The sequence below is a fragment of the Staphylococcus sp. FSL W8-1268 genome (genome assembly GCF_038003965.1).
Lineage (GTDB): Bacteria > Bacillota > Bacilli > Staphylococcales > Staphylococcaceae > Staphylococcus > Staphylococcus hominis.
Genome location: NZ_JBBOQE010000001.1, coordinates 1390420 through 1404325, shown reverse-complemented (window position 1 = coordinate 1404325; position 13906 = coordinate 1390420). Strand labels below are relative to the sequence as shown.

Sequence of the window (13906 nt, the reverse complement as noted above, 5' to 3'; positions counted from 1 at the left end):
AATTTTTATTTAGCACATTCAAAGTAATATTATGACAGAAAGACAGAACAATAAGAATTTAGACAATAATGACGAACAAATATAGAAAATGAGAAAAACTTCTTTTAATTAGAAATATTCCGAAAATAAATAAAAGTATATACATTAATTTTAATGTTGCTTTGACCAATCAACTTGATATTGTATCTATTAATCAAGTGATTACGGACTTTTTGCTCTTCTTTCGTTCTGTAAATTTCGTTATGATTATAAATTTTCTGGTTACTATTTTGTTGTGACGGAGATATATAGTACACTGTGTATCATCAGGTGTGATGTATCCAATCGTATCACCAGTTAATACCATTCATTATGATATTGATTTTGTTTACTATTATTATTTTGAATAGTATTGAATTGTATTGCTGCTTGATTCTTATTTGCAGTTTGATTGAGAGTTTTAAGTAATCAAATGATAAGATGATGTGTTTTTTATTTTTGTTATTATCTTGCTTTTTTTATCTTTTTTATCGATATTTTAAGAAGTATATTTTTTTTGTTTTTCATGTTCGCCTGCCACTAATTATTCTTTCATAATATGTAAATCTTATTTTTAGATAATATTTATTAAATATATCAGTAAAACCTTTATAAATTATAAAAATATTATGTAAACATAAAAATATAGACCCAAAGTACGTCATCTTAAGGTCTATATTAAATCAATTAATAGTTAAATTAATTCTAAAAGTTTATCTATATTTTCCTCAGTTGTTGCCCAACTTGTTGCAAATCTAACAACACGATGTGTATCATCGTATTTTTCCCAAATTGCAAATTTCACTTTACTCTGAAGATCTTTAATCTTATCATCACTTAATACGAAAAACTGTTGATTAGTAGGAGAATCAAAATACACTTTATAACCTTTATCGATAAATCCTTGTTTCATTTTATTCGCCATATTAATAGCATGTCGACTAATTTCAAAATACAAGTTATCAGTAAATAATTCCAAAAATTGAATACCAACTAAACGTCCCTTAGCAAGTAGGGCACCATGCTGTTTAATACGTGTAGTGAAATGTGTAGGTTCATTATTATTTGTGAATACAATCGCTTCACCACATAGTGCACCAATCTTTGTACCACCAATATAAAAAATGTCACAGTAATTAGCAATATCTTCAATTGTGACATCTGTTTCATTACTCATTAAACCATAACCTAATCGTGCACCATCCATAAATAATGGAATGTTATGTTCTTTACAGACGTCTGATAAATTCTTGAGTTCTTCTTTGCTATAAAGCGTTCCATATTCAGTAGGATGAGAAATATATACCATACCAGGAAATACCATATGTTCACGCTTGAAATCACTATAAAAAGTTTCAAGATAGGTATTTACTTCTTTAGGTGAAATCTTACCTTCATAAGATGGCACTGCTAATACTTTATGACCACTAAATTCTATAGCGCCCCCTTCATGTACTGCCACATGACCTGTATCTGCTGAAATAACTCCTTCATATGGCTTTAATACAGTATTAATAACAACTTGATTTGTTTGTGTACCACCAATTAAAAAGCGAACAGTGGCTTCAGGACATTGAATCGTTTTTCGAATTTGATCAGCGGCTTGTTTTGAAAATTGATCATCCCCATAACCCGAAGCTTGAATATAATTTGTATCAATAAAACGTTGTAAAATTTTTGGATGTGCACCTTCTAGGTAATCATTTTCAAAAGATATCATCGAATTCCTCCCTAACTTCCTTATGCTTATTCTAAACTGATTATTCTGAAAGTTCGAATAGAATGTGTTTAGTATACACCACCTTTTTACAAATGTGAATTTAAGTGAATAAAAATAAAAATGTAAGCGTTTTTAAAAGATATCCTATTATCCTTACAATTTAGTTGATAAATATATGTAAAAAGACTATGATTTAAACAAATATATGAAATGGAGTGTTACAAATGAGCAAAGTAAAATTTAAAAGAATTCAAGAACAAACAATTGAAGAATTGGAAAATGAAATTAATCAATATTTAGCAAGTGAAGAAGGTAGTCGCTATGAATTATTAAATGTTTCAATTGATAAAATTGAAGAACGCCAATTTCCTAATAATGAAGAAATATTAAGTGCCTTTTTAATATTAGCCGATAAATAAAAGTTGAATTTGAGAAGTAGGAGTTTAGAATTATGATAAGTCTTTTTGGCCCTAAAATTGGTACAATATTGAATATCATTTTAGTGCTTGGATTTTTAGTCAATTTAGTGTTGGCTTTTATTTTGATTTTTCTAGAGCGTAACAGACGTAGTGCATCTTCGACATGGGCTTGGATATTTGTATTATTTGTATTACCAGTGCTTGGATTTATTCTTTATCTATTTTTCGGTAGAACAGTTTCAAAAAGAAAAATGGAGAAAAATAATGGTAAAGAGTTAAATGTTTATAAAGATTTGATTGATGAACAAGCTCATAAAATTGATCATCACAACTATCATACAGAAAATAAGCAGCTACAAAATCATCAAGATATGGCAAGAATGCTATTAAAGAAACAAGATGCTTTTATTACTGAAGACAATAAAATTGATTTATTTATTGATGGTCATGAATTATATGACAAAGTAATCGAAGATATTTATAATGCGAAAGATTACATACATTTAGAGTACTTTGGATTTGAAATCGATGGTCTAGGCAAACGAATTATCGATGCCCTAGAAACAAAGTTAAAAGAAGGTTTAGAAGTTAAATTACTCTACGATGATGTGGGTTCAAAAAAATTAAAACGTCACAAATTTAAACGTTTTGAATCATTAGGTGGAGAGGTAGAAGCATTTTTTGCATCTAAACTACCAATTATTAACTTTAGAATGAATAATCGTAACCATCGGAAGATTATTGTTATTGATGGTCAAATCGGGTATATTGGTGGATTTAACGTAGGTGACGATTATTTAGGTTTAGGTAAACTAGGATACTGGAGAGATACGCATTTAAGAGTACAAGGTGATGTTGTAAATGCACTTCAAATTAGATTTATTCTTGATTGGAACTCTCAAGCACATCGTCCACAATTTGAATATGATAATAAGTATTTTCCTAAAAAGAAAGTACACAATGGTCATTCAGCCATTCAAATTGGTTCAAGTGGACCTGCATATGAATTACATCAAATTGAGTTTGGATATACCAAAATGATTATGAGTGCGAAAAAATCTATTTATATTCAAACACCTTACTTTATACCAGATCGAGCTTACATTAATGCATTGAAAATGGCAGCCAATACTGGCGTTGATGTTAACATAATGATTCCATGTAAACCTGATCATCCCTTTGTCTACTGGTCTACATTTTCAAATGTTGCTGAATTACTTGAGTATGGAGTAAAAGTGTATACGTATCAAAATGGATTTATACATTCTAAAATGTTAATGATTGATGATGAAGTAAGTAGTGTAGGTTCATCTAATATGGACTACAGAAGCTTTGTATTGAACTTTGAAGTTAATGCATTCGTATATGATGAACAATTAGCTAAGAAGTTAAAAGAGGCGTATAAAGAAGATATTAAAAAGTCTAAACAACTTACAATTGAGAAATATAAAAAACGGCCATTATCAATTAAATTAAAAGAAGATATTGCCAAATTATTATCCCCAATCTTGTAAGAATTAATAAAACCGACAAAGCATTGTGCTTTGTCGGTTTTATTAATGTGACAAATGTCACTTAAAAATAATGACATTTTTATCTGAAATTATAACTTGTTTGTTGATAAATTATTGATATTAACAAAAGGAAGTGATGAGTTATGATTCAAATTCGACATTTATCTAAAAGATATAATGGAAAGACAGTATTGAAAAACATATCACTAAATATAGAAAAGGGTATGAGTACTGCATTAATAGGAAAAAATGGAGCCGGAAAATCAACTTTAATTAATATTTTAATTAATCATTTGAAAGCAGATACGGGAGAAATTATAGATATAGATCATGTATTAAATTTAAATCATATTGGGGTATTATTTCAAAAAACATCTTTTCCTAGGTTAATAAAAGTAAAAGAATTATATAAATTATTTTGTCAACTGTATAAGGATGCAATTTCAATAGATGAATTTAAAAAAATTACAAAATTGAATGATAGCCAGTTGAATCTGTATGCAAATCACTTATCTGGTGGACAACAACGTATATTAGATTTTGGATTGTGTTTAATAGGAAAACCAAAGTTTCTCATTTTAGATGAACCTACTGCAGCTATGGATGTTGAAATGCGAGAACATTTCTGGACAATGATAGGGAAATTAAAAAAAGAAAATGTATCTATTTTTTATACTTCTCATTATATTGAAGAAGTAGAACGAATGGCAGATAAAGTTATATTTCTTGATCAAGGTATTATTAAGTTAAATGATTCACCTAGAAATATATTAACCAACCAACAATATTCAATAATTAAAGTGCCAAATACAGTAGACAATGATTTACAGAATTTAACAAATTATTTTGATGTAAAAATTGAAGATACTACTTTAAAAATTAAAACATCTGATGTTAAGAAAGTAATATATTATTTGGAAAAATTAAATATAAATTTAAATGACATTATTATTGAAAAGCAAACATTGTTAGAAACAATTTTATTTGCTGATGTAAAAGAGGGAGAGACTAAAAATGAATAATATCGCTTTATTAAAAACAGAATTTAAAATTATTTTTCGAAAGAAACTAACTACATTCTTATCAATCATATTACCGGTAGGTTTTTATTTATTATTTACTTCTTTACTAGACTTACCTGAAGAGGCGAAACAGCAGTTCTATAAAGAATATATGTATAGTATGACAGTGTTTAGCTTGATGAGTTTTTGTTTAATGCAATTTCCTATAGAGATTATTGAAGAAAGAAACACAGGTTGGTTTAAACGATTAATGGTAACGCCTTTATCTAGTAAAACCTATTTTACTACTAAAATAATAAAAACAATAATGCTATTTTTATTGGCTATTATTTTAATTTTTACTGTTGCTCATCTATATAAACACGTAAACATGAGTATACAACAATGGTTGCTTTCAGGTGTTTCATTATGGGTAGGTGCAAGTTTATTTTTAACCTTAGGATTAGTAATCGCTCAATTTAATGAGACACAAAAGGCAAATAGTATAGCAAACATAATTAATATGTTGTTAGCGATATTAGGAGGATTGTGGTTTCCAATTCAAACATTTCCAAGTTGGTTACAAAGAATTTCAAAAATTACTCCAACATATCATTTGAAAAATTTTGCATTAGAGTTAGCTAAAAATCAAGGTTTAAATATTACTTCATTATTTATTTTAATTGTATATAGTATACTATTTTTAATTATTACAGTGTGGATCAATCAAAGAAAAGAAGTGAGTTAGATGAAAAAAAGAAAATGGAGCGTTAGATTAGGAGAGCTATCTACGCTTATATATTTGTTATTTCCAATTATAAGTATCTTCAATGAAAAACGAGGTTCTCAAACTGTATATTTAATTGTTTTAGCTATATTTATTGTGTCATATCTTATGTTAGTAATATATTATTATCGATTTAACAATAACGTAATATATAGCCTATTAGTGGTTCATTATGCAGGAATTATATATTTTGTTTATACTATTAATCCAATGAATAGCTTATTCTTTTTCTTTAGCGCATTTGCATTACCTTTTATGTTTGAAGTAACAATTAAGTCAAGAGAATTTATCACATTTATAATTGCAATATTTTTATGTCTTATAATTACAAGTATTTATCAAATACAATATATAACTGTATTAGTTATCTTTTATTTAGTTATTTTAATTATTACTTTAGGAAATTTTAAAACTAAAAAAGATGAAGCATTAAAAAAAGAAATAGAAGAGAAAAATAAGTATATTAATACATTAATTGCAGAACAAGAACGTCAACGTATAGGGCAAGATTTACATGATACACTAGGTCATGTATTTGTAAGTCTTAGTTTAAAATCAGAATTGGCATATAAGTTGATTGATAAAGATCAAGAAAAGGCTAAAAATGAAATATTAGCGATTAATCAGATATCTAAAGCTACCTTAATTAAGGTAAGAAATATTATTGAAAATTTAAAATCTCAAAGTTTTGAAGAGGAAGTTCAATCCATAAAAACTGTCTTAAAAGATGCAAACATTCAATTTGAATTAAAAAATATAAGAAAGGTAAATGTTTTAAATCCAACAAAGCAATCTATACTATCAATGATTTTGAGAGAAGCAATCAATAATGTCATTAAACATGCAAATGCTAGTAAAATCTGTTGTGAGGTTAGACAAGAAAAAAATGAACTCTACTTAATTATTCAAGATAATGGAAAAGGTTTAAACGATACAGAAGACATTAAGTTAGAAAGTATAGAAAATAGAGTTCAATTTCTTAATGGAAAGCTAGAAATTAAAGATAAAAGTGGTATGCATATACGTATTATAATACCAAGAGAGGATATTAAATGATTAGCATTATAATAGCAGAAGATCAATATATGTTGCGAAAAGCGATGGTTCAACTGATTGAATTCAATGACCAAATGAACGTGATTGAGGACTGTGGTAATGGGGTTGACGCATTTGATTTTATTGAAAAGTATCATCCAGATATTGCTATATTAGATATTGAAATGCCTGGACTGACAGGATTAGAAGTATTAGTTAAAATAAAAGAATTTAAATTAGATACTAAAGTCATTATTGTAACAACATTTAAAAGACCAGGCTATTTTGAAAAAGCTGTGGCTAATGATGTAGATGCATACGTATTGAAGGAACGTTCAGTAGAAGATTTAATACAAACTATCCAAAACGTCATGAAAGGTGAAAAAGAGTATAGTACTTCATTAATGACTACTTTATTTAAAGAATCTAATCCCTTAACACATAAAGAACAAGTTGTATTACGTGAAATTGGAAATAATCTAAGTAGTAAAGAAATTGCAGAAAAACTTTATCTCTCAGATGGAACAGTAAGAAATTATACGTCTAATATAATTGATAAATTAAATGCAGATAATCGGTTTAATGCTTGGAAGCAGGCGAAAGAAAAAGGATGGATATAAAAGTAAGTAAAAAATTTTAAATAATATATAAAAAAGACTGAATTGAATGATATTTAATGTTTTCAATTCAGTCTTTTATTGAGAGTGACGTTGTATGATACTCCCTTATTTATCTTTTCGTTTACGTATAATACTTTGAATAATATAAACAATAAATCCAACTAAAATGCCTAACAATACTGCTATAACAACCGAAACAATAATAGGCAGTTTATAAACGATTTGTAAAATAACGCCAACGATAATAGCAATTACGACAGCAATCATCGTGACTAAATTTTCATTACGTTCGCTCATGTATTTCACTCCTAACATGTATAATTATATCATGTTGAATATCAATTAATCATTTTTTGAAAATAAATTCAATATAGGTAGACTTTTTAGGTCGAAAGTATTGATTGATTATTAAATACATATTATATATTATATTTGAGTATTAAAAATATAATATAGGAGGCACCTATGAATTCAAAGAAAAATTTAACAATAATTGTTTTTGCTGTCATTGTTATTGGCGTATTAGCATTTCAATTTTTAAATCATACAGGGCCATTTAAAGACGATAGTCAACATTCTTCATCTAATTCAACACAGACAGAATTTAAAGGAAAAGAAAAAGTCCACGTTGATCGGGTTGTAGATGGAGATACATTTGTGGCTAAGAAATCAAATGGTGAGCAAATTAAGGTACGTTTAATTGGTGTTGATACACCAGAAACGGTTAAACCTAACACACCAGTTCAACCTTATGGAAAAGAAGCTTCTAATTACAGCAAACAATATTTAAATAATAAAGATGTGTATTTAGAATATGATAAGGAAAAAGAAGACCGTTATGGTCGTACATTAGCCTATGTATGGTTAGATGAAAAAACAATGTATAACGAAGAATTAGTTAAAAAAGGATTAGCTCGTGAAAAATACTTTTCACCTAACGGTAAATATAGAAGTACATTTGAAAAAGATGAACAGCAAGCTAAAAAAGATAAAGTGAATCTTTGGAGTTAAAAAATGAGTATGGGAGAACATTCGTCAAGAATGTTCTCCCATACTCATTGTTTAGTTATGAAAATTTTCAACAATAGTATTAACTTGAGTTTCAGATAGAGGGTGTTTAGATAATTCAATAGCATTATTAATCACAGATTCTAAAGAAGATTTTGTGGATACTGTATCAATATATTTCTCTCTTTCGTCAGCACCTTCAATTATATTAACACTACCATCACTAAAATAAATGACCCCAATACTTTGAACTTTATGATTAAAATATTTTTCAATGCCATCTTTTAAGATTTTTGCATTAATAGCAGCTTGTTCATAAGGATCATGTTGATAAAATTCATAGATGACTCGATTGTTTTGAATTTTTTCAACAAAAGTATATATTTCATTACGATTTGAATCAAATTGACTATGATATTGCTTACTAATATAATGACCTACAATTTGTTCTACACTTTGATCATTACCCTCTAAGTGATCAGAAGTAGGTAAATCAAAATGATAAAATGTTTTTTGTTTCCAACTTTTAACGTCAATATTAATAAGACCTACGTCAGATACAACTATATAGTCAAAGGTTCTTGCATACTCAAACAGTGGATGTTTAGTAGCTAAATTACTAGTCGTAATGATATTATAATATTTTAATTTTCCTGAAGCTTTAAAACGGTCTAAGATATCTTGTAATTCACGTTTAGCATTACGTTTTGAATGAGGACTAATCTCGTTATTAGAACTTAATATTTTATTTTTAAGTTCTAAATTTTCTTTACTGAGTAAAGAATTTTTAGAGACCATTTGATTTTTAGCGTAAACTTCAGTATCTATTCTATCTTGCATGTATCTTTGATTAAGTATAAATGCAAGTATAAGAATAACAATAATAATAATCAGAATAATCGTATGTGTCATATGTTCACCTCCTGTTTAATATTTGTAAATTAGAAGATTAATGATTAAATTAATTTTCTATAAAAATCAATAATTAATTATAAACAAAATATATTTAATGTTCAATAAACAAAAAATGATAATTTAAGTTGAAAAAGAACATAATAACAGGATATAATTTATTCATTATTATAAATATAAAATTGTGTAAAATTATATCTTATAACCTAAAGAAGAGTTAAAAGATTTACAAATTTTTCACAAATTAAAATTGAAAATATAAAATTGTGTCTGTATAATTAACTTATGAAAGCGTTTCCTTTAAGGAGGACAGTTGTATGTCTCATCACCAAAATCATGTAGAAGAACTAGTTGGAATATTAAAAAATCAATGCCGTACAGCGTTCAAATTTCACGGTGAAGTTGCTATTCAACTATTTTTAAATGAACTTTTTGAATTACCTTCGAAAGTCGATATTTGTGTAGAAAGAAAACGAATAGTAGAGGTTTTAAAAGTTATTCCTTCAAGTTATACATTTAAATATTATGATATGTCCAATCATAACATGGATAAAGATAATTTAGATATTCCATCTATTTCTCAAATAAACGTTGTTAATAATGATAAAGTTATTTTAAGTATTTTTATTTATGATGTTATAAATGAGGAATGGATATTTAGACTAAACACTAATATCCGACTACCTAAAAATAGTATTTATTTTCATTCATTAACTTGGGATGTCGATTATATTAAACCTGAAATCGTATTAATGTATGATTTATTAGATTATCAACAAAATAATTTAGAAGCCAATTATAAGTCAGTTTTAGATGCTTTAAGCTATTATCAATTTGTGATTTTAAAAATGGTAGTGGGAGAGCATAAAATTGAAAAAGCACTTACACTAAAAGTTTAATATAAAAAATCTGAGACAAATAGATGTCTCAGATTTTTTTATGTAATGGTTATTTAGGACATAAATTTTTTAAGCATACACCATGATAGCAATACTCATAAGTTGATAACACAGCTTTATCTGCATTTTCTCTTGAAATACCAAACATCATAGAAATTTCAGAAGCACCCTGATTAATCATTTTTAGGTTGATATTGGATTCTGCTAGAGCATGTGTGATTGTGTTAGCAGTCCCGACAGATTGAGTCATTCCTTCACCGACAATCATTAAGATGGCAAGGTCATGGTCAATGCTTAATTCATCAATATCACATTTTTTTCTAATCGCACTCAATACTTCATTCTCTTTGTCTTTAATTTGATTAGAACGCATAATAATACTAATATTATCAATACCTGATGGCATATGATCGAAAGAGATATGATAGTCTTCTAATATTTCTAAAATTCTTCTTGTAAAACCAATTTGTCTATTCATTAAGTATTTTTTAATATTTATAACTGTGAAATCTTTATCGCAACTAATGCCAATAATTTGATTTTTATCTGTGACTTCACGATCATGGCGAATAAAGGTTCCTTTGTCCTCTGGATGATTTGTGTTTTTAATGACTACGGGTATTCTATGTTTATATAAAGGCTGTAATGCTTCATCGTGAAAAACACTAAAGCCGGCATATGATAACTCACGCATTTCTCTATATGTAATTTCTTCAATAAGTTCAGGATGTTCAATTACATTTGGATTTGCCTTAAAAATACCAGATACATCTGTAAAATTCTCATATAATGATGCTTTAATACCACGTGCTATGATTGCACCTGTGATATCTGAACCGCCTCTCGGAAATGTAACAACATAGTTATGTTTAGAAACACCAAAGAAACCTGGGATAATAATTTTTCCTTCAATTTCTCTTAATTTATAAATTTTATCATAAGCATCTTCTAAAATTTGTGCTTGTTGTGGTAAGTCAGTTACTAAGATACCAGCATCTTTTGGTGAGAGATATGTTGTTTTAATGCCTTGAGAATCGTTGTATTTAGCGATAAGTTGAGCATTAAAATTCTCACCACATGATAACAATGCATCGTATAAACGATCATGCTTATCGTTTAATTGTTTAATGATTGTTTCAAGTGTTTCATCTATTATTTCTAAGAGTGTAGACTCCATATTTAATTCTTCTAAAATATCTGCATAACGTTGAATAATCTCTCTTTTTTTATCTTGATAATCCAAATGATTGATTACTTTTTCATATAGACGAATAAGTAAGTCAGTTGTTTTAACGTCATTCTTATGTCTTTTACCAGGTGCAGATACAATAATAATTTTTCTGTCTGGGTCATCATTGACGATATTTAGGACTTTTTTAATTTGTGTTGCATTTGAAACAGAACTTCCACCAAACTTAGCAACTTTCATAAAATTTACCAACCTTTCTAAAAAATCAGAAAATTCTATTTAATTTCCTGATACTACATGATAATATATATCTACATATTCACTTTTTCTTTTAAAAGTCCTATTCAACTAATTTGATTTAATAGTATAATAAATTTAAGTGTTTTTCAATAAAACAATTGTACTTCTCAATAATACAAATGGGAGGAAGATAAAAATTATGAAGGAATTAAACGTCGCATTACTGGGGTTAGGAACAGTAGGCTCAGGTGTAGTAAAAATTATTGAAGAAAATCGACAACAAATTAAAGATACTCTAAATAAAGATATTGTTATTAAACATATTTTAGTAAGAGATACCACTAAAAAAAGACCTATTAATATTAGTCAATATCATTTAACAGAAGACATTAATGAAATTTTAAACGATGAAGATATAGATATCGTTATAGAAGTAATGGGAGGAATTGAACCAACTGTTGATTGGTTAAGAGAATCTTTAAAAAGAAAAAAACATGTCATTACAGCAAATAAAGATCTACTTGCTGTGCATTTAGAATTACTAGAGAACCTAGCAGAACAACAAGGAGTAGCCTTAAAATTTGAAGCAAGTGTTGCAGGTGGTATTCCCATTGTTAACGCGATTAATAATGGGTTAAATGCTAATAATATCTCTAAATTTATGGGGATTTTAAATGGTACGTCAAATTTTATTCTTTCAAAAATGACAAGAGAACAAACTTCATTTGAAGATGCACTTGCTGAAGCACAAAGATTAGGATTTGCTGAAGTAGATCCTACTGATGATGTGGAAGGTATTGATGCAGCTAGAAAAGTAGTGATTACTTCTTATTTATCATTTAACCAAGTAATTAAGTTAAATGATGTGAAAGTAAAAGGTATCAGTAAAACAACGTTATCTGATATTAATGTAGCAGACAAATTAGGTTATAAGATTAAATTAATTGGTAAAAGTACATATCATCATAGCGAAGTTAATGCATCCGTTGAACCAACCTTAATACATAAATCACATCAGCTTGCAGCAGTAGAAAATGAATACAATGCAATTTATGTTATTGGAGATGCTGTAGGGGATACTATGTTTTATGGTAAAGGGGCAGGTAGCTTAGCTACTGGTAGTGCAGTAGTGAGTGATTTATTAAATGTAGCACTCTTCTTTGAGTCAAATTTACATACACTTCCACCTCATTTCGAATTAAAAACAAATAAAACTCGAGAATTAATGGATAATGGTGACGCAATTGCTATTGGAGAAAAATTAAATTACTATGTTGTCATTCATAGTAATGAATCAATTGATAAACTTAAAGATCAACTTAAATCAGATTTACCCTTCCATAAATCACTTCAAATAGAACAACGTGATTCTAGTTCTTATGGCGTTGTGATTATCGGATTAGACCAATCACCTGAATCACTACTTAGTAAAGCAAATTACAACATTGAAAAAATTTATCCAGTTGAAGGAGTTTAATAATTATGAAAAGATGGCAAGGTTTAGTAGAAGAATTTAAAGATTATTTACCGGTTAATGAAGATACACCTAAACTTACTTTAAATGAAGGACATACACCACTGATTCACTGTGCTAATATATCAGAAATGCTAGATATTGATTTATATGTTAAATATGAGGGTGCTAATCCAACCGGTTCTTTTAAAGACAGAGGAATGGTAATGGCTGTAACAAAAGCGAAAGAACAAGGTAAAAAAGTAGTGATTTGTGCTTCAACAGGAAACACTTCTGCCTCAGCAGCAGCTTATGCTGCACGTGCAGGTTTAAAAGCAATTGTAGTGATTCCCGAAGGAAAGATTGCTTTAGGTAAACTTTCGCAAGCGGTCATGTATGGTGCAGAAATTGTCTCAATTGAAGGTAACTTCGATGAAGCATTAGAAATCGTTAAAGAGATTGCACAAAATGATGATGATATTGAATTAGTAAATTCTGTTAATCCATTTAGAATAGAAGGACAAAAAACAGGTGCATTTGAAATTGTGGAGCAATTAGAAGAAGCTCCAGACGTTCTAGCAATCCCAGTAGGCAACGCAGGAAATATTACTGCTTATTGGAAAGGCTTTAAAGAGTATCATGAGAAAAAAGGAAGTCAACTTCCTCAATTATTTGGTTTCCAAGCAGAAGGAGCCTCACCAATTGTTCAAAATAAAGTTATTAAAAATCCTGAAACAATCGCTACAGCAATCCGTATCGGTAATCCAGCAAGTTGGAAAAAAGCGACTGTTGCGTTAGAAGAATCAAATGGCCTCATTGATAGTGTGACTGATGATGAAATTTTAGAAGCGTATCAATTAATGACATCTAAAGAAGGTGTATTTAGTGAACCAGCAAGTAATGCCTCAATTGCTGGTTTAATCAAATTACAACGTGCAGGAAAATTGTCGAAAGGTAAAAAAGTAGTAGCAATATTAACTGGTAATGGACTAAAAGATCCAGACACTGCTATCTCAGTTTTAGATAATCCAATTCAACCGCTTCCAAACAATAAAGAAAGTATTATCAATTATATTAAAGGAACACTTTAA

General features: G+C 28.3%; 14 protein-coding genes. 10 read left to right on the top strand and 4 right to left on the bottom strand.

Going from position 1 to position 13906, the window contains the following annotated elements:
* Positions 1-712: 712 nt before the first annotated feature.
* Positions 713-1738, bottom strand: a complete 1026-nt coding sequence (locus NST64_RS07150; RefSeq protein ID WP_002448844.1) for a threonine aldolase family protein — start codon at positions 1736-1738, stop codon at positions 713-715.
* Positions 1739-1962: 224 nt separating this feature from the next.
* Here NST64_RS07150 and NST64_RS07145 point away from each other — a divergent pair, with 224 nt between their 5' ends.
* From NST64_RS07145 to NST64_RS07120, 6 genes are all read left to right on the top strand, one after another.
* Positions 1963-2157 carry a hypothetical protein gene (locus NST64_RS07145; RefSeq protein WP_002448761.1) on the top strand — a complete coding sequence of 65 codons (195 nt, stop codon included), beginning with the start codon at positions 1963-1965 and terminating at the stop codon, positions 2155-2157.
* Positions 2158-2189: 32 nt separating this feature from the next.
* A complete protein-coding gene (gene cls, locus NST64_RS07140; protein ID WP_049418156.1) occupies positions 2190-3671 on the top strand; it encodes a cardiolipin synthase in 1482 nt (493 codons plus the stop codon).
* A gap of 143 nt (positions 3672-3814) precedes the next feature.
* Positions 3815-4693, top strand: coding sequence for an ABC transporter ATP-binding protein (locus NST64_RS07135; RefSeq protein WP_049418154.1), 879 nt, complete (start codon positions 3815-3817; stop codon positions 4691-4693).
* Positions 4686-5420: an ABC transporter permease gene (locus NST64_RS07130; RefSeq protein WP_049418152.1), complete on the top strand. Its 735-nt coding sequence runs from the start codon at positions 4686-4688 to the stop codon at positions 5418-5420. Before NST64_RS07135 ends, NST64_RS07130 begins: the two co-directional genes overlap by 8 nt.
* Positions 5421-6515 (top strand): sensor histidine kinase, encoded by a 1095-nt coding sequence (locus NST64_RS07125; protein WP_107632491.1) that lies wholly within the window; start codon positions 5421-5423, stop codon positions 6513-6515.
* Positions 6512-7114: a response regulator transcription factor gene (locus NST64_RS07120; protein ID WP_002448863.1), complete on the top strand. Its 603-nt coding sequence runs from the start codon at positions 6512-6514 to the stop codon at positions 7112-7114. Before NST64_RS07125 ends, NST64_RS07120 begins: the two co-directional genes overlap by 4 nt.
* 105 nt (positions 7115-7219) lie before the next feature.
* Here NST64_RS07120 and NST64_RS07115 read toward each other — a convergent pair whose 3' ends face one another.
* On the bottom strand, positions 7220-7411 hold the full coding sequence (locus NST64_RS07115) for a hypothetical protein (protein ID WP_002448766.1): 192 nt from the start codon (positions 7409-7411) through the stop codon (positions 7220-7222).
* A gap of 168 nt (positions 7412-7579) precedes the next feature.
* Between NST64_RS07115 and nucI the strand changes: the two genes are divergently transcribed.
* Entirely contained in the window at positions 7580-8125 is a 546-nt protein-coding gene (gene nucI / locus NST64_RS07110; protein ID WP_107632492.1) for a thermonuclease NucI, read from the top strand.
* 51 nt (positions 8126-8176) lie between these two features.
* Here the strand turns inward: nucI and NST64_RS07105 are convergent, their stop codons facing one another.
* On the bottom strand, positions 8177-9034 hold the full coding sequence (locus NST64_RS07105; protein WP_002448775.1) for a hypothetical protein: 858 nt from the start codon (positions 9032-9034) through the stop codon (positions 8177-8179).
* A gap of 317 nt (positions 9035-9351) precedes the next feature.
* Here NST64_RS07105 and NST64_RS07100 point away from each other — a divergent pair, with 317 nt between their 5' ends.
* A complete protein-coding gene (locus NST64_RS07100) occupies positions 9352-9933 on the top strand; it encodes a hypothetical protein (protein WP_049418142.1) in 582 nt (193 codons plus the stop codon).
* 49 nt (positions 9934-9982) lie between these two features.
* On the opposite strand, the gene NST64_RS07095 is transcribed toward NST64_RS07100, so the two are convergent.
* Positions 9983-11362 carry an aspartate kinase gene (locus tag NST64_RS07095; protein WP_107632413.1) on the bottom strand — a complete coding sequence of 460 codons (1380 nt, stop codon included), beginning with the start codon at positions 11360-11362 and terminating at the stop codon, positions 9983-9985.
* 199 nt (positions 11363-11561) lie between these two features.
* Between NST64_RS07095 and NST64_RS07090 the strand changes: the two genes are divergently transcribed.
* Entirely contained in the window at positions 11562-12839 is a 1278-nt protein-coding gene (locus NST64_RS07090; protein WP_002455385.1) for a homoserine dehydrogenase, read from the top strand.
* A gap of 5 nt (positions 12840-12844) precedes the next feature.
* Positions 12845-13906 carry a threonine synthase gene (gene thrC / locus NST64_RS07085; protein WP_002449107.1) on the top strand — a complete coding sequence of 354 codons (1062 nt, stop codon included), beginning with the start codon at positions 12845-12847 and terminating at the stop codon, positions 13904-13906.